Annotated in this window: 19 protein-coding genes; 8 read left to right on the top strand and 11 right to left on the bottom strand. The window is 69.6% G+C overall.

The window, feature by feature from the left end; translation table 11 throughout:
• The first annotated feature begins 14 nt into the window (after positions 1-14).
• A complete protein-coding gene (locus tag MAA44156_RS15885; protein WP_009975230.1) occupies positions 15-863 on the top strand; it encodes an aldo/keto reductase in 849 nt (282 codons plus the stop codon).
• A gap of 60 nt (positions 864-923) precedes the next feature.
• On the opposite strand, the gene MAA44156_RS15880 is transcribed toward MAA44156_RS15885, so the two are convergent.
• The 7 genes from MAA44156_RS15880 to MAA44156_RS15850 all read right to left on the bottom strand — a co-directional run bounded on the left by MAA44156_RS15880 (position 924) and on the right by MAA44156_RS15850 (position 10,074).
• Complete coding sequence (locus MAA44156_RS15880) at positions 924-1,526, bottom strand: DUF1707 SHOCT-like domain-containing protein (RefSeq protein WP_009975231.1); 603 nt, start codon at positions 1,524-1,526, stop codon at positions 924-926.
• Positions 1,527-1,659: 133 nt separating this feature from the next.
• Positions 1,660-2,451 carry an enoyl-CoA hydratase family protein gene (locus MAA44156_RS15875; RefSeq protein WP_003877495.1) on the bottom strand — a complete coding sequence of 264 codons (792 nt, stop codon included), beginning with the start codon at positions 2,449-2,451 and terminating at the stop codon, positions 1,660-1,662.
• 4 nt (positions 2,452-2,455) lie between these two features.
• Positions 2,456-3,622, bottom strand: coding sequence for an acyl-CoA dehydrogenase family protein (locus MAA44156_RS15870; RefSeq protein WP_009975232.1), 1,167 nt, complete (start codon positions 3,620-3,622; stop codon positions 2,456-2,458).
• Positions 3,619-5,610, bottom strand: coding sequence for an acetyl/propionyl/methylcrotonyl-CoA carboxylase subunit alpha (locus tag MAA44156_RS15865; RefSeq protein WP_009975234.1), 1,992 nt, complete (start codon positions 5,608-5,610; stop codon positions 3,619-3,621). The genes MAA44156_RS15870 and MAA44156_RS15865 overlap by 4 nt, the downstream gene beginning before the upstream one ends.
• A gap of 5 nt (positions 5,611-5,615) precedes the next feature.
• Positions 5,616-7,205 (bottom strand): acyl-CoA carboxylase subunit beta, encoded by a 1,590-nt coding sequence (locus MAA44156_RS15860; protein WP_085988239.1) that lies wholly within the window; start codon positions 7,203-7,205, stop codon positions 5,616-5,618.
• Positions 7,206-7,207: 2 nt separating this feature from the next.
• Complete coding sequence (locus MAA44156_RS15855) at positions 7,208-8,356, bottom strand: acyl-CoA dehydrogenase family protein (protein ID WP_009975236.1); 1,149 nt, start codon at positions 8,354-8,356, stop codon at positions 7,208-7,210.
• Positions 8,353-10,074 carry an acyclic terpene utilization AtuA family protein gene (locus tag MAA44156_RS15850; RefSeq protein ID WP_009975237.1) on the bottom strand — a complete coding sequence of 574 codons (1,722 nt, stop codon included), beginning with the start codon at positions 10,072-10,074 and terminating at the stop codon, positions 8,353-8,355. The genes MAA44156_RS15855 and MAA44156_RS15850 overlap by 4 nt, the downstream gene beginning before the upstream one ends.
• 230 nt (positions 10,075-10,304) lie before the next feature.
• On the opposite strand from MAA44156_RS15850, the gene rpmF reads away from it, so the two are divergent.
• The 5 genes from rpmF (at position 10,305) to MAA44156_RS15820 (ending at position 14,971) form a co-directional block, all read left to right on the top strand.
• Complete coding sequence (gene rpmF, locus MAA44156_RS15845; RefSeq protein ID WP_003872812.1) at positions 10,305-10,478, top strand: 50S ribosomal protein L32; 174 nt, start codon at positions 10,305-10,307, stop codon at positions 10,476-10,478.
• Between the two features lie 115 nt (positions 10,479-10,593).
• Positions 10,594-11,280 carry a two-component system response regulator MprA gene (gene mprA, locus MAA44156_RS15840; RefSeq protein WP_003872811.1) on the top strand — a complete coding sequence of 229 codons (687 nt, stop codon included), beginning with the start codon at positions 10,594-10,596 and terminating at the stop codon, positions 11,278-11,280.
• A 16-nt stretch (positions 11,281-11,296) separates the two neighbouring features.
• Entirely contained in the window at positions 11,297-12,865 is a 1,569-nt protein-coding gene (locus MAA44156_RS15835) for a HAMP domain-containing sensor histidine kinase (protein WP_009975239.1), read from the top strand.
• 82 nt (positions 12,866-12,947) lie between these two features.
• Positions 12,948-14,414 carry a S1C family serine protease gene (locus MAA44156_RS15825; protein WP_029248394.1) on the top strand — a complete coding sequence of 489 codons (1,467 nt, stop codon included), beginning with the start codon at positions 12,948-12,950 and terminating at the stop codon, positions 14,412-14,414.
• 59 nt (positions 14,415-14,473) lie between these two features.
• Positions 14,474-14,971 (top strand): MogA/MoaB family molybdenum cofactor biosynthesis protein, encoded by a 498-nt coding sequence (locus tag MAA44156_RS15820; protein WP_008254072.1) that lies wholly within the window; start codon positions 14,474-14,476, stop codon positions 14,969-14,971.
• 24 nt (positions 14,972-14,995) lie between these two features.
• On the opposite strand, the gene mscL is transcribed toward MAA44156_RS15820, so the two are convergent.
• The 4 genes from mscL to MAA44156_RS15800 form a co-directional block, all read right to left on the bottom strand.
• Positions 14,996-15,451 (bottom strand): large-conductance mechanosensitive channel protein MscL, encoded by a 456-nt coding sequence (mscL, locus tag MAA44156_RS15815; protein WP_003872807.1) that lies wholly within the window; start codon positions 15,449-15,451, stop codon positions 14,996-14,998.
• Positions 15,452-15,519: 68 nt separating this feature from the next.
• Positions 15,520-16,200 (bottom strand): SAF domain-containing protein, encoded by a 681-nt coding sequence (locus tag MAA44156_RS15810; protein WP_009975242.1) that lies wholly within the window; start codon positions 16,198-16,200, stop codon positions 15,520-15,522.
• Positions 16,201-16,264: 64 nt separating this feature from the next.
• Positions 16,265-16,591, bottom strand: coding sequence for an FmdB family zinc ribbon protein (locus MAA44156_RS15805; RefSeq protein WP_003872805.1), 327 nt, complete (start codon positions 16,589-16,591; stop codon positions 16,265-16,267).
• 106 nt (positions 16,592-16,697) lie between these two features.
• Positions 16,698-17,288 (bottom strand): 5-formyltetrahydrofolate cyclo-ligase, encoded by a 591-nt coding sequence (locus tag MAA44156_RS15800; RefSeq protein WP_011723942.1) that lies wholly within the window; start codon positions 17,286-17,288, stop codon positions 16,698-16,700.
• Positions 17,289-17,364: 76 nt separating this feature from the next.
• On the opposite strand from MAA44156_RS15800, the gene MAA44156_RS15795 reads away from it, so the two are divergent.
• Together MAA44156_RS15795 and glp are read left to right on the top strand one after the other, a co-directional pair.
• Positions 17,365-18,273, top strand: coding sequence for a UTP--glucose-1-phosphate uridylyltransferase (locus MAA44156_RS15795; RefSeq protein WP_009975245.1), 909 nt, complete (start codon positions 17,365-17,367; stop codon positions 18,271-18,273).
• Between the two features lie 127 nt (positions 18,274-18,400).
• Positions 18,401-19,687 carry a molybdotransferase-like divisome protein Glp gene (glp, locus tag MAA44156_RS15790; RefSeq protein ID WP_003872802.1) on the top strand — a complete coding sequence of 429 codons (1,287 nt, stop codon included), beginning with the start codon at positions 18,401-18,403 and terminating at the stop codon, positions 19,685-19,687.
• Positions 19,688-19,692 lie beyond the last annotated feature (5 nt).

The raw sequence follows: 19,692 nt of genomic DNA, 5'->3' as shown, positions 1-19,692 counted from the left end.
AGGAGGAAAACCGGGTGAGCAAGGTTCCGACGATCGAACTCAACGACGGTGCGCGCATCCCGCAGCTCGGCTTCGGCGTGTATCAGATCAAGCCCGACGAGACTGCCGCGGCGGTGCGGGCGGCTCTGGATATCGGATACCGCCACATCGACACCGCCGAAATGTACGGCAACGAACGGGAAGTCGCTCAGGGTATTCGCGACGCCGGGCTGGATCGATCCGAGGTTTTCGTCACCAGCAAGCTCAACAACGGATTTCACGAACCTGACGCCGCGCGCCGGGCATTCGACGCCACGCTGAAAGCCTTGGGCTCCGACTACGTCGACCTGTTTCTGATCCACTGGCCGCTGCCCACGCTGTACGGCGGCGACTTCGTTTCCACCTGGCGGGTTTTGGAGGAGTTCGCCCGCGACGGCCGCGCCCGCAGCATCGGTGTGTCGAATTTCCAAGTCCCACACCTGGAGCGGCTCGCCGCCGAAACCGACACCGTGCCCGCCGTCAACCAGGTCGAGGTGCATCCCTACTTCACCAACCAGAAGGTCCGCGGCTACGCCCGCGAGCACGGCATCGCGATCGAGGCGTGGTCGCCCATCGCGCAGGGCGACGTGCTCGGCGACGCGGTCATCAACCGCATCGCCGACGGTCTCGGCCGCACCGCCGCGCAGGTGGTGCTGCGCTGGCACATCCAGCGCGGCGACGTCGTCTTTCCCAAGACGGTCAACCCGGATCGGATGAAATCGAACTTCGAACTGTTCGACTTCGAGCTGGACGAGCGCGCGATGGAGGCGATCTCGGCGCTGGATCGCGGGGAATCCGGGCGACGCGGCCCCAATCCGGACACCTTCGACTACATACCACGCTGACGGCGCAGCATCAAAAAGACTGCGCGACAGTCCTTTTCGATGCTGCCAAAAGATGCGCTCCTAGGGCCGTGGCCGGCGCGCCTTGCGCCTGATGCCCACCCCGCCCCACAGCGAGAAGCCACGGATGTGCACCGTCGGCGCGCCCGGAGTGCCCTGGCCGGGGACGTCGCGGTCGAAGTTTCCCATCATGCCGCGGCCGTGCACCTCGACGTTGACCTCCGGCGGCAGCAAAATGCTTTGCACGCCCATGATGGACATCGCGTGGATGTCGACCTCGGTCGAGGTGAAGTCGGCGTAGCGCAGATCGACCACGCCGCTGCCCCACAGGGTGAAGGTGGTCAGCTTCTTCGGGACGTTCCACCGGCCGCGCCGCTCGAAGCCGCTCAACAAGGCCAGCAGCAGCGTCGAGGGCGCCGGATTCGGTTTGCCGCCGCGGCGCGGGCTGATCGGCGCGCCCGGTAGATCGGCCCGCAGCTGATCGAGTTCCTCGTACGTTTTGGCCGCATAAGCCCTGGTCAGGCGGTCCTCATAGTCGTTGAGCTGCAGCCGGCCCTGCTCGGCCGCATATGCCAGCAACTGTGCAATCTGTATGCGATCAGTATCGGCGGCGCGCGACGGCTCGTCGCGCGTATCCTCCGCATCCCGTTGCGTTGAGTTGCTCATCACCCACGAGCCTACGACGTCCAGCTTTTGCTGCAAGAGGATTGGCTAAACTGCAACCTTGCACCGGCCCGCGACCCCGCGCGGCCCGTCCGGCCGGATCCCCTGTTTGACATCTGGCTAACTTATCGGCTGGCTAACTCGTCCAGTTGGGTGACCGCTTCTCCAGGAACGCCAGCATGCCTTCGCGGGCTTCGTCGGACACGAACAGCCGGGCGGATTCCTCGGCCAGCCGCTCGGCGTCCCGGTCGAAGCGCTCCAGCACCGCGGCGGTGGTCAGTGCCTTGGACGCCGCGAGGCCCTGCGGCGAACCGCGGCCCACGTCGGCGACCAGTTGGTCGACCGCGGCGTCGACGTCCTCGGCGGCCATGGTGATCAACCCGATCTCCTCGGCCCGTCGGGCGTCGAACTTCTCGCCGGTCAGGTAGTAGCGCGCGGCCGCGCGCGCCGACAGCTTCGGCAGCAGCGTCAGCGAGATGATGGCCGGGGCGACGCCGATCCGCGCCTCGGTCAGCGCGAAGCTGCTGCGCGGGCCGGCGACCGCGATGTCGCAGGCGCCCACCAAGCCGAACCCGCCGGCCCGGACGTGGCCGTCGATCGCGGCGATCACCGGCAGTCGGGATTCGACGATGGCGCGCATCAGGGCGGCCATCTCCCGGGCCCGCTCGACGGCCATGTCGTAGGCCGACGAGGGCGACCCGCCGGACCCGGCCTCGCTGAGATCCGCACCCGCGCAGAAGGTGCCGCCGGTATGGGCCAGCACCACCACCCGCACCGCCGGATCCGACGAGGCGTCGCGCAGCCCCTGATGCAACTGGCTGACCAGCGCGCTGGACAGCGCGTTGCGGTTGTGCGGTGAGTTCAGCGTCAGCCGCGCCACCGGACCGCCGGTGGCGGCGGGACCGGCGTAGTCGACCAGGGCGTCCATCGTCTCAGTAGCTGCGGGGCAGGCCCAGCGAGGTCTGGGCGACGAAGTTGAGCACCATCTCGCGGCTGACCGGGGCGATGCGGCCCAGCCGGGCCGAGGCCAGCATGGCGGCCACACCGTACTCCTTGGTGAGGCCGTTGCCGCCCATCGACTGCACCGCCTGGTCGACCGAGCGGGTAGCCGCCTCGGCCGCAGCATATTTGGCCATGTTGGCGGCCTCGGCCGCGCCCATGTCGTTGCCGGCGTCATACAGGGTGGCCGCCTTCTGCATCATCAGCTTGGCGAGTTCGACCTCGATGTGGCACTGCGCCAACGGATGTGACAGGCCCTGGTGCGCGCCGACCGGGGTGCCCCACACCTGGCGGGTCTTGACGTATTCGGCGGCCCGGGCCAGCGCGAACCGGCCCATCCCGACGGAGCTGGCTGCGCCCATGATGCGTTCGGGGTTGAGCCCGGCGAAAAGCTGTGCGATCGCGGCGTCTTCGGCGCCGATGAGCGCATCCGACGGCAGCCGCACGTCGTCGAGGAAGACCTGGAACTGGCGTTCCGGGCTGATCAATTCCATCTCGATCGGCGTGGCGCTGAAACCGGGCGCATCGGTGGGCACCACGAACAGCGCGGGCCGCAGCTTGCCGGTCTTTGCCTCCTCGGTGCGGGCCACCACCAGGACCGCCTGCGCCTGGTCGATGCCGGAAATGAAAACCTTCTGGCCCTTGAGGATCCAGTCGCTGCCGTCGCGGCGGGCGGTGGTGGTGATCTTGTGCGAGTTGGACCCGGCGTCGGGTTCGGTGATGGCGAACGCCATTGTCAGCGTGCCGTCGGCGATCCCGGGAAGCCAGCGCTTCTTCTGCTCCTCGGTGCCGAACTTGCTGATGATGGTGCCGTTGATGGCCGGCGACACCACCATCAACAGCAGCGCGCTGCCCGCGGCCGCCATCTCCTCCATCACCAGCGACAGCTCGTACATGCCGGCGCCCCCGCCGCCGTACTGCTCGGGCAGGTTCACCCCGAGAAAGCCGAGTTTGCCTGCTTCGGACCACAATTCGTCAGTGTGCTCGTGGGCGCGGGCCTTCCGCAGGTAGTACTCGCTGCCGTAGTTGGATGCCCACTCGGCTACCGCCTTGCGCAACGCCTGACGCTCTTCGTTTTCGATGAAGCTGCTGTCGGTCACTGTGCATCTCCTTCTGATTGCGGCGCTTCCACTCTTGCCAGCACAGCGCCGACTTCGACTTGCTGACCGGTTTTGACATTGAGCTCGGCGAGCACCCCGTCGACCGGGGCGGCGATGGTGTGCTCCATCTTCATGGCTTCCAGCCAGATCAGGGACTGACCGGCGGTGACGGTGTCCCCGATCGCGGCACCGAGCCGGATGACGTTGCCGGGCATGGGCGCCACCAGCGAGCCCTTTTCGACGGTCGAACCGGGCTCGGGGAAGCGCGGCAGCACGGTCAGGTGCACCGGCCCGCGCGCCGAATCGACATACACGTCGGCGTCGGCGCCGTGGTAGCGGCGCACCGAGAAGTTGTGCTCGACACCGTCGGTGCGCAGCACCACGTCGTCGGCCGTGGCCGACACCAGCTGCACCGACGGGTCATCGGGCAGAACCAAACCGGTTCTGGTGAAACGATATTGGACCCGATGCTCGTGGCCCTCGTCGTCGCGGTAGTCCTTGACCTGAAAGCCCGACGGCAGGTTCCGCCAGCCGCTGGGGATGGCGCCCAGCACCGGGGCGTGAGCGCGGTTGCGCGCGGCGTCGGCGAGAGCGGCCGCGACCGCCGACAGGCGCACCGCCGCCGCGTCGCCCAGCGGCGCCGCCAGCTCGGCCAGGCCGTGGGTGTCGAAAAACGCTGTGTCGGTGGCGCCGTCGAGGAACGCCGGATGCCGCAGCACGTTCACCAGCAGATCGCGGTTGGTGCGCACGCCGTGCACCCGGGTGCGGGTGAGCGCGTCGGCCAGCACCAGCGCCGCCTGACGGCGGGTTGGCGCGTAGGAGATGACCTTGGCCAGCATCGGGTCGTAGTGGATCGACACCGCGAATCCGTCGGTGATACCCGCGTCCAGCCGGATGCCGATCCGCCGCCCCAGTGAGCCGAACTCGGCCCGGACCGAGGGCACCGCGAACGCGTGCACCACGCCGGCCTGCGGCTGCCAACCGCGGGCCGGGTCCTCGGCGTACAGCCGGGCCTCGATCGAATAACCCTGGACGGCAGGGGGTTCCGCGTCCAGGCGGGCGCCGTCGGCGACCGCGAGCTGCAGCTCGACCAGGTCCAGCCCGGTGGTCTCCTCGGTGACCGGGTGTTCGACCTGCAGCCGGGTGTTCATCTCCAAGAAGTAGAACTCTCCGTCGTCATCGGCGAGGAACTCGACCGTCCCGGCCCCGGTGTAGCCGATGGCGCCGGCGGCCAGCCGGGCCGCCTCGAACAGCTTGGCGCGCATCCCCGGTGTGCGCTCCACCAGCGGTGAGGGGGCCTCCTCGATGATCTTCTGGTGACGGCGCTGAATCGAACATTCGCGTTCGCCGACCGCCCACACCGTGCCGTGGGCGTCGGCCAGCACCTGAACCTCGACGTGGTGACCGGTGGGCAGATAGCGTTCGCAGAACACCGTCGGATCACCGAACGCGGACTGCGCCTCCCGGCGCGCGGCCTCCACTTCGCCACGCAGGGCGGATAATTCGTGCACCACCCGCATGCCGCGGCCGCCACCGCCCGCGGACGCCTTGACCAGCACCGGCAGCTGGGCCTCGGTGACGGTGTCGGGGTCGAGCTCGTCGAGCACCGGCACTCCGGCGGCGGCCATCAGCTTTTTCGACTCGATCTTGGAGCCCATCGCGCGCACCGCATCCACCGGCGGACCGACCCAAGTCAGTCCGGCGTCGGCGACAGCGGTCGCGAAATCGGCGTTCTCGGAGAGGAATCCATATCCGGGATGTAGCGCGTCGGCGCCGGCCGCGCGGGCGGCGCCGATGATGGCCTCGATGTTGAGGTAGTCGGTGGTGTTCGGCAACCGCACCCGGGCGTCGGCTTCGGCGACATGCGGCGCGCCGGCATCGGGGTCGGTATAGACGGCGACGGTGCTCACCCCCAGCCGTCGGCAGGTAGCGAAAACCCGTCGGGCGATCTCGCCGCGGTTGGCAACCAGTACTCGCGTGATTCCCATCGGGCTCACATCCGAAAGACGCCGAAGTTCGACGTCCCCTCGATCGGGCCATTGGCTATGGCGGACAAACACATTCCCAATACCGTGCGGGTGTCTCGTGGATCGATCACCCCGTCGTCGTAGAGCATTCCGGACAGCACCAGGGGCAGCGACTCCGCTTCGATCTGGCCTTCCACCGCCGCCCGCATCGCCGCGTCGGCCTGCTCGTCGAACTGCTGGCCGCGGGCCTCGGCCGCCGCGCGGGCCACGATGGACAGCACGCCGGCCAGCTGGGCGCCGCCCATCACCGCGGACTTCGACGTCGGCCAGGCGAACAGGAAACGCGGGTCGTAGGCGCGGCCGCACATGCCGTAGTGGCCCGCGCCGTAGGAGGCGCCGATCAACAGCGAGATGTGCGGCACCGTCGAGTTGGACACGGCGTTGATCATCATCGACCCGTGCTTGATCATCCCGCCCTCTTCGTAGTCCTTGCCCACCATGTAGCCGGTGGTGTTGTGCAGGAACAGCAATGGCGTGTTGGAGCGGTTGGCCAGCTGGATGAACTGGGTGGCCTTTTGCGACTCCTCGCTGAACAGCACACCGCGCGCGTTGGCCAGGATGCCGATCGGATAGCCGTGCAGCCGGGCCCAGCCGGTCACCAGCGACGAGCCGTACAGCGGCTTGAATTCGTCGAACTCGGAGCCGTCGACGATGCGGGCGATCACTTCCCGCGGATCGAACGGGATGCGCAGATCGGCGGGCACGATGCCGATGAGCTCTTCGGTGTCGAACAGCGGCTCGGTGACCGGTTTGGGTGTGGGGCCCTGCTTGACCCAGTTCAACCGGGCCACGATGCGCCGGCCGATGCGGATCGCGTCGAGTTCGTCTACGGCGAAGTAGTCGGCCAAACCCGAGACCCGGGCATGCATTTCGGCCCCACCCAGTGATTCGTCGTCGGATTCCTCACCGGTGGCCATCTTCACCAGCGGCGGACCGGCCAGGAACACCTTGGAACGTTCCTTGATCATCACCACGTGATCCGACATGCCCGGGACGTAGGCGCCGCCCGCCGTGGAGTTTCCGAAAACCAAAGCGATGGTGGGGATTCCGGCGGCGGACAGTCGGGTGAGGTCGCGGAACATCCGTCCGCCGGGGATGAAGATCTCCTTCTGGGTGGGCAGGTCCGCCCCGCCGGACTCCACCAGGGAGATCACCGGAAGCCGGTTCTCGAAGGCGATTTGGTTGGCCCGCAGGATCTTCTTCAGGGTCCACGGGTTGCTGGTGCCGCCTTTGACCGTGGGGTCATTCGCCACGATCATGCATTCGACGCCCTCGACCACGCCGATACCGGTGACGGTGCTGGCGCCGACCTTGAAGGAGCTGCCCCAGGCCGCCAGGGGGCTCAGCTCCAGGAACGGCGAGTCCTGGTCGACCAGCAGTTCGATGCGTTCCCGCGCCGTCAGCTTGCCCCGGGCGTGGTGGCGTTCAACGTATTTCGGTCCGCCGCCGGCCAGCGCGTTGGCGAGTTCGGTGTCGATCTCCTCGAGTTTCGCCATCGCCGCCGACGCCGCGTCGGTGAAGGCGGTGGCCTCGCGGTCGAGGGTGGACTGCAGCACGGTCATGATTGGAATCCCAGCAGTTTGGCGGACAACGCGGTCAGGATTTCGGTGGTGCCGCCGCCGATGCCCAGGATCCTCATGCCCCGGTATTGGCGTTCGACCTCGGATTCGGCCATGTAGCCCATGCCGCCGAACAGCTGCACGGCCTGGTTGGCAACCCATTCTCCGGCCTCCACGGCCGTGTTCTTGGCGAAGCACACCTGCGGGATCAGATTCGTCTCACCGGCCAGCTGGCGTTCCACCACGTTGCGCGAATACACCCGGGCGACGTCGATGCGGCGGGCCATCTCGGCCAGCGTGTTCTGCACCGACTGCCGGGAAATCAGCGGCCGGCCGAACGTCTCGCGGTCGCGACACCACTGCACCGTCAGGTCCAGGCACCGCTGCGCACTCGAATACGCTTGTGTGGCAAGGCCGATCCGCTCGGAGACGAAGGCCTGGGCTATTTGGGCGAACCCGGTGTTCTCGGCGCCGACCAGGTTGGACACCGGTACCCGGACGTCGGTGTAGGACAGCTCGGCGGTGTCCGAGGAGCGCCAGCCCATCTTGTCCAGCTTGCGCGTCACCTCGAACCCGGGAGTGCCCTTCTCGACCACCAGCAACGAAACCCCTGCCGCCCCAGGGCCCCCGGTGCGGACCGCGGTCACCACATAGTCGGCACGCACCCCGGAGGTGATGTAGGTCTTGGCGCCGTTGACGATGTAGTGATCACCATCGCGTACCGCGGAGGTCCGCAAATGACCGACGTCCGAACCGCCGCCCGGCTCGGTGATGGCCAGCGAACCGATCTTCTCGCCGGCCAGCGTGGGCCGGACGAACTCCTCGATGAGCCGCTGATCCCCGGAGGCGATCATGTGCGGCACCGCGATGCCGCAGGTGAACAACGACGCGAACACCCCGCCCGGTGCTCCGGCCTGATGCATCTCCTCGCAGATGATGACCGCGTCGGCGCCGTCGCCGCCCCCGCCGCCGACCGATTCGGGAAAGCCGGCGCCCAACAGCCCGGCCGCCCCGGCGCTGCGGTGCAATTCGCGCGGCAGCTCGCCGCTGCGCTCCCACTCGTCGACGTGCGGCAGGATCTCGCGTTCGGCGAACGAGCGCACCGTCTTTCGCAGTTGTTCGCGCTCGGGGGTGGTCCACAGATTCACAGCAGGCTCTCCGGGATGTCGAGGTAGCGGCCGCGCAGCCATTCGCCCAGCCCCTTGGCTTGCGGGTCGAACCGGGCTTGATAGGCGACACCCTGTCCGAGGATGCCGTCGATGACGAAGTTGACCGCGCGCAGGTTGGGCAGCAGGTGGCGGGTGACGGCGAACTCGGCGGCCTCGGGCAGCAGCTCGGTGAGCCGCTCGACGGTCAACGTGTGGGCCAGCCAGCGCCACTGCTCGTCGGTGCGGACCCAGACCCCGACGTTGGCCGAGCCGCCCTTGTCTCCGCTGCGGGCCCCGGCGATAGTACCCAGCGGCGCGCGGCGCACCGGGCCGTCCGGCAGCGGTTCGGGCAGCGCCGGGTCATCGACCGGCGCCAACTCCAAAGTATCGGTGGCGCAAGGAATGTCGACCCGGGTGCCGTCGGCGTGCACCGCGATGTGCGGCACCTTATCGGCGTCGACATAGCCGGCGGTGAACACGCCGTACACCTGGCCGTCGCCCGGCGGGGCGGTGACATGAAATCCCGGATAGCTGGCGAGTGCCAATTCGACTGCGGCCGAGGAGAATTGGCGCCCGACGTTGGCCGGGTCGGGATCGCGGACGACGCAGTGCAGCAGGGCGCTGGCGGCCTCTTCGGTGTCGGCGTCGAGATGGTCGGTGCGGGCCAGCGACCACTGCAGCTCCGCGGGTTTGACCGCCAACGCGGACTGCAGCTGCCGACGCACCAGCTCGGCCTTGGCCTCGATGTCCAGGCCGGTCAGCACGAAGGTCATCGAGTTGCGGAATCCGCCGATGCTGTTCAGCGACACCTTGTAGGTGGGCGGCGGCGGCTCACCGCGCACGCCGCTGATGCGCACCCGGTCGGGGCCGTCGGAGGACAGCTCGACGGTGTCCATCCGGGCGGTGACGTCGGGGTTGGCGTAACGCGCGCCGGTGATCTCGTACAGCAGTTGCGCGGTGACGGTGTCGACGCTGACCAGCCCGCCGGTGCCCGGATGCTTGGTGATCACCGAGGAGCCGTCGGCGTGCACCTCGGCCAGCGGGAAATCCGCGTGGGTCAGGTCGGGCACCTCGGTGAAGAAGGAATAGTTGCCGCCGGTGGCCTGCACCCCGCACTCGATGACGTGGCCGGCCACCACCGCCCCGGCGAGCCGGTCGTAGTCGCTGCGTTCCCAGCCGAAGTGCGCCGCGGCCGCCCCGACGATCACCGAGGCGTCGGTGACCCGGCCGGTGACGACGACGTTGGCGCCGTCGCCCAGGCAGTCGACGATGCCCCAGGCGCCCAGGTAGGCGTTGGCGGTCAGCGGGCTGCCCAGCCCCAGCTCGGCGGCGCGCGCCAGCAGGTCGTCGCCCTCGACATGGGCGGCCCGGACGTCGAGGCGTAGCCGGGCGGCGAGGTCGCGGATCGCGTCGGCCAGGCCGGCCGGGTTGAGTCCGCCGGCGTTGGCCACGATGCGGACCCCGCGGTCGCGGGCCTCGCCCAGGCAGTCCTCGAGTTGGGTCAGGAAGGTCTTGGCGTAGCCGCGCTCGGGGTGCTTCATCCGATCGCGGCCCAGGATCAGCATGGTCAGTTCGGCCAGGTAGTCGCCGGTGAGGTAGTCCACCTCGCCGCCGGTCAGCATCTCGCGCATGGCCGACAGCCGGTCGCCGTAGAACCCGGAGCAGTTCGCGATGCGGACCGCCCCCGGATCGCCGGGAGGACCGGGACGAGAGGCCATGCGTGTCCTCCATTCGTGGGCGTACCGGTGACCGCGAACCAACCAACCAACCGGTAGGTTATCGGGTACCGCCGGTGTCACGTCAAGGACGGTCGATCGTCGGCGGGCGTCGTTTTGGTGACCAGCAGGCCAACGACTATCCTGATGTCCAATCGTCGCACGTTCGGCCCGACCGGTCACGCCGCGCGACATGCCCGATCAAGCCCCCGACCGAGGAGTTAGGCCCGACCATGGCCGTACCCAAGCGCAGAATGTCGCGCGCGAACACCCGTAGCCGGCGCGCGCAGTGGAAGGCGGAGAAGACCGAGCTCGTCGGTGTGACGGTGGCAGGTCAGCGGCACAAGGTGCCGCGCCGGCTGCTCAAGGCGGCCCGTCTCGGCCTGATCGATCTCGACCGCCGCTGACCTTGATGGCGGCGGCCCGCGGCGCCCGGCTCTCGCCGCGCTGGCGACCGCCGCTAGCCGCAATCCCGGCGCGCCTCTCAGGTCAGTCTCAGGCGGTGGGACGAAACTAGGGGCCGTGCGAATACTGGTCGTCGACGACGATCGCGCGGTGCGCGAGTCGTTACGCAGGTCGTTGTCCTTCAACGGCTACTCCGTCGAGTTGGCCCATGACGGGGTCGAGGCTCTCGACATGATCGCGAGCGATCGCCCCGACGCGCTCGTCCTGGATGTGATGATGCCGCGACTGGATGGCCTCGAGGTGTGCCGTCAGCTGCGCAGCACCGGTGACGACCTGCCCATCCTGGTGCTGACCGCCCGCGATTCGGTCTCCGAGCGGGTGGCCGGGCTGGACGCCGGCGCCGACGACTACCTGCCCAAGCCGTTCGCCCTGGAAGAACTGCTGGCCCGGATGCGGGCGCTGCTGCGCCGCACCAAGCCCGAGGACGACGCCGAATCCGTGGCGATGACGTTCTCCGATCTGACGCTGGACCCGGTGACCCGGGAGGTCACCCGCGGGCAGCGCCGGATCAGCCTGACCCGCACCGAGTTCGCACTGCTGGAAATGCTGATCGCCAACCCGCGCCGGGTGCTCACCCGCAGCCGCATCCTCGAGGAGGTCTGGGGCTTCGACTTCCCCACCTCGGGCAATGCGCTGGAGGTGTACGTCGGCTACCTGCGCCGCAAAACCGAAGCCGACGGCGAGCCTCGGTTGATCCACACGGTGCGCGGGGTGGGTTACGTGCTTCGGGAGACGCCGCCGTGACGAGCCGCCCGCCGCGATGATCCGGTTGTACCGGCCCCAGCGCCCCCCGTTGCGCGCGCCCCTGCGCGCCACCCCCTCGCTGTCGCTGCGATGGCGGGTGATGCTGCTGGCCATGTCGATGGTGGCCATGGTCGTGGTGCTGATGGCGTTCGCCGTCTATGCCGTGATTTCGGCCGCCCTCTACAGCGACATCGACAACCAACTGCAGAGCCGGGCGCAACTGCTGATCGCCAGCGGCTCGTTGGCCGCCGACCCCGGCAAGGCGATCGAGGGCACCGCCTATTCGGACGTCAACGCGATGCTGGTGAACCCCGGCCACGCCATCTATACCGCCCAGCAGCCGGGTCAGACGCTGCCGGTGGGGTCGCCGGAAAAGGCGGTCATCCACGGCGAACTGTTCATGTCGCGGCGCACCGCGGGCGATCAGCGCATCCTGGCCGTGCACCTGCAGAACGGCACGTCGTTGTTGATCTCCAAGAGCCTCAAGCCGACCGAGGCGGTGATGAACAAACTGCGGTGGGTGCTGCTGATCGTCGGAGGTGTCGGCGTGGCCGTCGCGGCGGTGGCGGGCGGCATGGTCACCCGGGCCGGGTTGCGCCCGGTGGCCCGCCTGACCGAAGCGGCCGAGCGGGTGGCGCGCACCGACGACCTGCGGCCCATCCCGGTGTTCGGCAGCGACGAATTGGCCAGGCTCACCGAGTCGTTCAACCTGATGCTGCGGGCGCTGGCCGAGTCCCGGGAGCGACAGGCCCGGCTGGTCACCGACGCCGGACACGAATTGCGCACCCCGCTGACGTCGCTGCGCACCAACGTCGAGCTGCTGATGGCCTCGATGGAGCCGGGCGCCCCGCGGCTGCCCGAGCAGGAGATGGTCGAGCTGCGCGCCGATGTGCTCGCCCAGATCGAGGAATTGTCAACGCTGGTAGGCGATTTGGTGGACCTCACCCGTGACGACGCCGGGCAGGTGGTGCACGAGCCGGTCGACATGTCCGATGTGATCGATCGCAGCCTGGAGCGAGTCAGGCGGCGGCGCAACGACATTCACTTCGACGTCGATGTGACGCCGTGGCAGATGTACGGCGATGCCGCCGGGTTGTCGCGTGCGGTGCTCAACCTGTTGGACAACGCGGCCAAGTGGAGCCCGCCTGGCGGGCACGTCGGCGTCACGATGCGCCAGCTCGACCCGTCGCACGCCGAGCTGGTGGTCTCTGACCACGGGCCCGGCATTCCGCCGCAGGAGCGCCGGCTGGTGTTCGAGCGGTTCTACCGCTCGACATCGGCGCGGGCCATGCCCGGCTCCGGGCTGGGGCTGGCCATCGTCAAGAAGGTCGTGCTCAACCACGGCGGCATGCTGCGCGTCGAGGACACCGTGCCGGGCGGCCAGCCGCCGGGCACCTCCTTCTATGTGCTGCTGCCGGGGCGGCCGCTGCCGCCGGCCGGCCACTCGACGCCCGCCGGCGAGTCGGAAACCGACCAGGCGGAGGCCGCCACCGACCCCGCCGTACCGGTGGCCGGGGACACGGCGAACTCTCGGGAATCGGCGAACGTTATCTCAGTGGACTCTCAGTCCGCGCGGGCAAGGTAGGTCTGCGGCTACTGTTAAACCCAGCCGAGCCGAGCCCACCGCGAGCCGAAACGCCGAGATAGAGGAAGAGCGACTTAGCGACATGACGAATGACCCGAGGTATTCGCCACCGCCGCAGCAGCAGCCGGGATACCCGCCCGCGCCGAATCAGACTGCGCCCGTCCCGAGCCACGCGGGCTCCTCAGGCTATGCCCAGGGGCAGCAGCCCTACCAGCAGCAATTCGACTGGCGCTATCGGTCGCAGCCCTCGCAAACCACCCAGTTCCGCTCGCCCTACGAGCCCTTCGGCAACGCCGGGCCGGGACGCGTCCCCGGCGGCACCGGCACCGGTCCGCTGCCCGGCATGCACCCCGGGATGCCCGGGCCGCCGGAACCTCAAAAGCGTTCTCGCGCAGGGCTTTTGACGGTGGGAGCGGTCGCCATCGCGGTGGTGTCGGCCGGCATCGGTGGTGCCGCCGCAACGGCCGTCGAAATGGGCACCCACGCAACGGGCAGCGGCGGCGGGCGCATCGCCGGGGCGGCGCCCAGCGTCCCGGCGGCGAACATGCCGCCGGGCAGTGTCGAGCAGGTGGCGGCCAAGGTGGTGCCCAGCGTGGTGATGCTGGAGACCGATCTGGGCCGTCAGTCCGAGGAGGGCTCCGGCATCATCCTGTCGACCGACGGGCTGATCCTGACCAACAACCACGTCGTCGCGGCCGCGGCGGGACCGCCCAAGGGTCCCGCGGCGCCCCCGGTGGTCCCGCTGCCGCCCGGCGGCCCGGGCGGTGGTCCCGGCGCCGGCACCCCGAAGACGACGGTCACCTTCTCCGACGGCCGCACCGCGCCGTTCACGGTGGTCGGTGCCGACCCCACCAGCGATATCGCCGTCATCCGGGTGCAGGGCATGTCCGGGCTCACCCCCATCTCGCTGGGGTCGTCGTCGGACCTGCGGGTCGGTCAGCCGGTGGTGGCGATCGGGTCGCCGCTGGGTCTGTCCGGCACGGTGACCACCGGGATCGTCAGCGCCCTGAACCGGCCGGTGTCCACCACCGGTGAGTCCGGCAACCAGAACACCGTGCTGGACGCCATCCAGACCGACGCCGCGATCAACCCCGGCAACTCCGGGGGAGCGTTGGTCAACATGAACGGCCAACTGGTGGGCGTGAACTCGGCCATCGCCACGCTGGGCGCCGACTCGCCGGACGCGCAGAGCGGCTCGATCGGGCTGGGCTTCGCGATCCCGGTCGACCAGGCCAAGCGGATCGCCGACGAGCTGATCGCCACCGGCAAGGCGTCACATGCCTCGCTGGGCGTGCAGGTGACCAACGACAAGGGCACCCCGGGCGCCAAGGTCGTCGACGTGGTGTCGGGCGGTGCGGCCGCCAGCGCCGGCCTGCCCAAGAACGTGGTCGTCACCAAGGTCGACGACCGCCCGATCAACAGCGCCAACGCGTTGGTCGCCGCCGTGCGGTCCAAAGCGCCGGGCGACAAGATCACGTTGACGTTCTCCGATCCCGCCGGCGGCGGCAGCCGGACTTTGCCGGTCACCCTGGGAAAGGCGGACCAGTAGTGAGAGTGGACGAACCCTCGGCGGCGGGATTGTCGGAGCTCGGATATACGGTTGCACCCATGGAAACGGGTGCGGAGTTGGTAGTTGGCCGGGCACTGGTCGTGGTGGTCGACGATCGCACCGCCCACGGGGACGAGGACCACAGCGGGCCGCTGGTGACCGAGCTGCTCACCGAGGCGGGATTCGTCGTCGACGGTGTGGTCGCCGTCGCCGCCGACGAGGTCGAGATCCGCAACGCGCTCAACACCGCGGTGATCGGCGGGGTGGACCTGGTCGTCTCCGTCGGCGGGACGGGCGTCACCCCGCGCGACGTCACCCCGGAGGCCACCCGGGAGATCCTCGATCGCGAAATCCTCGGCATCGCTGAGGCCATCCGCGGCTCGGGGCTGTCCGCCGGCATCATCGACGCCGGTTTGTCACGCGGACTGGCCGGGGTGTCCGGCAGCACGCTGGTGGTCAACCTGGCCGGCTCCCGCTATGCGGTGCGCGACGGCATGGCGACGCTGAATCCGTTGGCGGCCCAGATCATTGGGCAGTTGTCGAGCCTGGAGATCTAGACCCGGGCTGCCCGGCGCCGGTCGTTACGACTCGGCCTCCGCGCGCGGCCCGTACTCCGGTGGGGGTGTGGTGCTCACGCTGCCGTGCTTGCCCGACGAGTCGCCGTTGGTCTGCGCGAGCAGATCGCGGATCTCGGTGAGCAGAACCACCTGGGCGTCGTCGGCCGGCTCGACCTCACCCCGCTTGCGCAGCGTCGTGTAGGGCAACACGACCAGGAAGTACACCACCGCGGCGATGATCACGAAGTTGATCGCGGCGGACAGCACGTTGTTCAGGTCGATGGTCTGCCCGCCGCCGATGCTGATCCGCAGGATGCCGATGTCGGACTTCTGGTTGACGCCGATGCGGTTGATCAACGGCTTGATGATGCTGTCGGTGAATGTCGTGACCAATGCGGTGAACGCGGTACCGATGACCACCGCTGTGGACAGGTCGATGATGTTGCCCCGCGAGAGAAACTCCTTGAACCCTTTGAGCATTGGCGATGGCCTTTCTGGGACTGGACAGAGTTTGCTGTCGGCCAGGTGATCCCCCCGCGGACAGGCGCTCAGTGCAGGGTGAGTGTCACCGTCTGGCCGAGCGCCGCGCCTGCCACCGTGTTCGCCACCCCAGCCGGTAGCGCAACCAACACTACGCGGTCGGCACCGGCGGCCTGAATCTTTTCCCGGGCCGACACCAGCACCACGACGGCGTCGGTGGCCAGCACCTTGGGCGCGGCGTGGGTCGTCTCCGCCGAGGTGTTGGCCGGCGCGGCCAGCACGTCGACCACGTCCCCGGGCCGCACCAGGTCGATCAGCGCGCCGTCCGCCGGGTGCAACGGCACGATGCGCGCGCCCGCTGCCGCCTTGGACCCGACGGCCGCCTCGGCCAGTCGACTGCCCAGCAGTCGCACGTCGGTGAGCACCTCGCCGCGTCGCGCCGGGCCGGCCAGTGTGGAACCCAGCACCGCGCCGATCTCGGCGGGTGATCCCTCGGGAACCGTTGCGGCCAAACGCTTTTCGAGACGGACATCGGCGGCGGTCAACGCGGCGCCCGGGCGCAGGTCGTGCTCGGCCACCACTACCGGCGCATAGTCGCCGGCGGGATCGGACCGCAGCGCGGCGATCGCGGCCAACACCACCAGGGCGCCGGCCGCGACCCGACGGGCCAGCACGGTACGCGTCCAGTCCGGCCGCAGCCACACCGACAGCCGGCTCAATACGCTTGGGTTCAGCGAGGATTCGCCCACGCCGCAACGGTAGGCGCGGCGCGGCGCCCGGGTCGGCGCTCGGCGGCGCCGCTGTGGATAACCGTCAGCCGGCCGCGGCGGCGGCCGGCGCGGGGCTGCTGGCGGCCTTCTCGCCCGAGCCGGACTTGGCGCTCGAGCCGGAGCTGTCGCTCGTCGACGAGCTCGAGTCGCTCGAGGAGGAGCCGTTGGTCGACCCCGCGGGCTTCTTGCCGGACTCCCGGCTATCGGTGCGGTAGAAGCCGCTGCCCTTGAACACCACGCCGACGGAGTTGAAGCGCTTGCGCAGCCGCCCGGAGCAGTGCTTGCACGTGGTCAGCGCGTCGTCGGTGAAGGCCTGCACGATGTCGAAGCGATCGTCGCACTCGGTGCACTGATAGCTGTAAGTCGGCACGTAAACCTCCGGATGGTCGCAAACCTTGTTAGCACTCTAGCGTGTCAAGTGCTAGAACCGCCAGGTGACGCGTCTCATTCCCGAGACGACCGAGACGACCGAGACGTCAGCGGGCGCCGAGGGTGACCAACCCGCGCTGCGGCGTCAGCGCGTGGGTCATCGGGACGTCGTGCGGCTCGGCCGGTAGCTCGTCGAGCAGTTCCGCGTCGCGCACCAGCGCGACCAGCCGCGCCCGCGGATCGCGGTCGCCCAGCGAGCGGTCGTAGAACCCCCGGCCCCGGCCCAGGCGCACCCCGCGGCGGTCCACGGCCAGCGCCGGCACCAGCACCAGGGCCGCGTCGGCCAGCGCCGATGCGGGCAGCCACGGCTGCGCCGGCTCGAGCAGCCCCCACCGCCCGGTGGTCAGGGTGCCGGGCCGGTATTCGCCCCAGCACAGCGGCAGCGGGGTGTCGTCGGCGGCGGTGCGGGCAACCGGCAGCAGCACCCGCCCGGCCCGCCGCAGCAACATGTCCAGCATCTCGACGGAGCCCGGCTCGGCGCCCACCGGCACGTAGGCGCACACGGTGCTGCCGCTGGTCACCATGAACTCCAGCTGTTCGCGCAGCATCCGCGCCTCAGCGGCGCGAACGTCGTCGGCAACGCGGCGCCGGGCGGCGAGCAGCCGTTCGCGCAGGGCGGCCTTGCCGGTGGTGGCCATGGGTAAACCATGACAGCCCGGTCTTCGCCTGCGCCACATCCACTCGGCAAAGTCGATGCGGGTTATCGTGTGAACGATGTCATGCCCAAACGTGGTGGTGCCACGCACGGCGATTGTGCCCGCCGCCGGCCTCGGTACCCGATTCCTGCCCGCGACCAAGACGGTCCCCAAAGAGCTGCTGCCCGTGGTCGATACCCCCGGGATCGAGCTCGTCGCCGCCGAGGCGGCCGAGGCCGGCGCCGAACGCCTGGTGATCGTCACCTCGGAGGGCAAGGACGGTGTCGTCGCGCACTTCGTCGAGGACCTGGTGCTCGAGAGCACGCTGGAGGAGCGCGGCAAAACCGCGATGCTGGACAAGGTTCGGCGGGCGCCACGGCTGATCAAGGTCGAGTCGGTGGTGCAGAGCGAGCCGCTGGGACTGGGCCACGCGATCGGGTGTGTGGAACCGCGGCTGGCCGACGACGAGGACGCGGTCGCGGTGCTGCTGCCCGACGACCTGGTGCTGCCGACCGGTGTGCTGGGGACCATGTCGAAGGTGCGGGCGCACTACGGCGGCACGGTGTTGTGCGCCATCGAGGTGACGCCCGAGGAGATCAGTGCCTACGGCGTCTTCGACGTCGAGCCGGTGCCCGACGACGATCCGGACGTGCTGCGGGTCAAGGGCATGGTCGAGAAGCCGAAGGCCGAGGACGCGCCGTCGATGTTCGCCGCGGCGGGCCGCTACGTGCTCGACCGCGCCATCTTCGACGCGTTGCGCCGCATCGACCGCGGCGCCGGCGGCGAGGTCCAGCTGACCGACGGGATCGCGCTGCTGATCTCCGATGGCCACCCGGTGCACGTGGTCGTGCACCGCGGATCTCGACACGACTTGGGAAATCCTGGCGGCTACCTCAAGGCTGCGGTTGACTTTGCATTGGACCGTGACGACTACGGCCCGGACTTGCGGCAGTGGTTGGTGGCGCGGTTAGGCCTGTCCGAGCAGTAACCGGGCCGGCAGGCGACGGCGGGTCGGCGCAACGCCAAGCGGTCCCGGGCGGGGATGCCCCGCCCGCGCAGTGGGCGGGTCGTGCGCCACGCAGCGCCCGCCGGATTTGAGGGCAGAGAGGCGCGCTGTGCGTTCGGTGGAAGAGCAGCAGGCCCGGATCACGGCTGCCGCGGTGGCGCCGCGGCCGATACGTGTGGCGATCGCCGAGGCGCAGGGCCTGATGTGCGCCGAGGAAGTGGTCACCGAACGCCCGATGCCCGGTTTCGATCAGGCCGCGATCGACGGCTACGCGGTGCGCAGCGTCGACGTGCTCGGCGTCGGCGAGGTGGGCGCCGAGGGCCTGCCCGCGCCGCTCGACGACTCGGTCGACGACGCGCGCGACGGGCTGGTGCTGCCGGTGATGGGAACCGTCGAGGCAGGGTCGCGCACCCCCAGTCGGTTGCAGCCGCGGCAGGCCGTCCGGGTGCAAACCGGCGCCCCGCTGCCCACGCTGGCCGACGCGGTGCTGCCGCTGGGGTGGACCGACGGCGGGACGCAGCGGGTGCGGATCTACCGGGGCGCGCCCTCGGGCGCCTACGTGCGCCGAGCCGGCGACGACGTCCAGCCCGGCGACGTCGCGGTGCGCGCCGGAGCGGTGATCGGGGCGGCCCAGGTCGGGCTGCTGGCCGCGGTCGGCCGCGAGCGGGTGCTGGTGCATCCGCGGCCGCGGGTGACGATCATGGCGCTGGGCGGAGAACTGGTCGACATCTCGCGCACCCCGGGAAACGGGCAGGTCTACGACGTCAACTCCTATGCGCTGGCAGCGGCGGCCCGCGACGCCGGGGCGGAGGTCAACCGGATCGGGATCGTCGGCGGCGGCCCCAGGGAACTGCGCGACATCGTCGAGGGCCAGATCAACCGCGCCGAGGTGATCGTGATCGCCGGCGCGGTCGGTGGCGCCGCGGCCGAAGCGGTGCGCCAGGTGCTGTCCGAGCTCGGGGAGATCGAGGTGGTCCGGGTCGCCATGCACCCGGGCTCCATCCAGGGTTTTGGGCAGCTGGGCCGCGAGGGCGTTCCGACCTTCCTGTTGCCCGCCAATCCGGTGAGCGCGCTGGTGGTGTTCGAGGTGATGGTCCGCCCGCTGATCCGGTTGTCGCTGGGCAAGCGCCAGCCGATGCGCCGCATCGTGCAGGCCCGCACGCTGTCGCCCATCACGTCGGTGGCCGGGCGCAAGGGCTATCTGCGCGGCCAGCTGATGCGCGATCAGGACAGCGGCGAGTATCTGGTGCAGGCGCTGGGCGGCGCCCCGGGCGCGTCGTCGCACCTGCTGGCCACCCTCGCCGAAGCCAACTGCCTGGTGGTGGTGCCCAGCGGGGCCGAGCAGATCCGCACCGGCGAGATCGTCGACGTCGCCTTCTTGGCTCAGCGCGGCTGAGCGGA

This window comes from Mycobacterium avium subsp. avium (assembly GCF_009741445.1).
GTDB classification, from domain to species: domain Bacteria; phylum Actinomycetota; class Actinomycetes; order Mycobacteriales; family Mycobacteriaceae; genus Mycobacterium; species Mycobacterium avium.
The sequence above is the reverse complement of the archived record's forward strand: the minus strand, read 5'-3'. Positions and strand labels throughout refer to the sequence as shown.

Coding starts and splice junctions, on each gene's coding strand:
- MAA44156_RS15850 (WP_009975237.1), bottom strand. CDS start 10,074: ATGGCCTCTCGTCCCGGTCCTCCCGGCGATCCGGGGGCGGTCCGCATC.
- rpmF (WP_003872812.1), top strand. CDS start 10,305: ATGGCCGTACCCAAGCGCAGAATGTCGCGCGCGAACACCCGTAGCCGG.
- MAA44156_RS15820 (WP_008254072.1), top strand. CDS start 14,474: ATGGAAACGGGTGCGGAGTTGGTAGTTGGCCGGGCACTGGTCGTGGTG.
- MAA44156_RS15865 (WP_009975234.1), bottom strand. CDS start 5,610: ATGGGAATCACGCGAGTACTGGTTGCCAACCGCGGCGAGATCGCCCGA.
- MAA44156_RS15800 (WP_011723942.1), bottom strand. CDS start 17,288: ATGGCCACCACCGGCAAGGCCGCCCTGCGCGAACGGCTGCTCGCCGCC.
- MAA44156_RS15835 (WP_009975239.1), top strand. CDS start 11,297: ATGATCCGGTTGTACCGGCCCCAGCGCCCCCCGTTGCGCGCGCCCCTG.
- MAA44156_RS15880 (WP_009975231.1), bottom strand. CDS start 1,526: ATGAGCAACTCAACGCAACGGGATGCGGAGGATACGCGCGACGAGCCG.
- mscL (WP_003872807.1), bottom strand. CDS start 15,451: ATGCTCAAAGGGTTCAAGGAGTTTCTCTCGCGGGGCAACATCATCGAC.
- MAA44156_RS15875 (WP_003877495.1), bottom strand. CDS start 2,451: ATGGACGCCCTGGTCGACTACGCCGGTCCCGCCGCCACCGGCGGTCCG.
- MAA44156_RS15825 (WP_029248394.1), top strand. CDS start 12,948: ATGACGAATGACCCGAGGTATTCGCCACCGCCGCAGCAGCAGCCGGGA.
- MAA44156_RS15795 (WP_009975245.1), top strand. CDS start 17,365: ATGTCATGCCCAAACGTGGTGGTGCCACGCACGGCGATTGTGCCCGCC.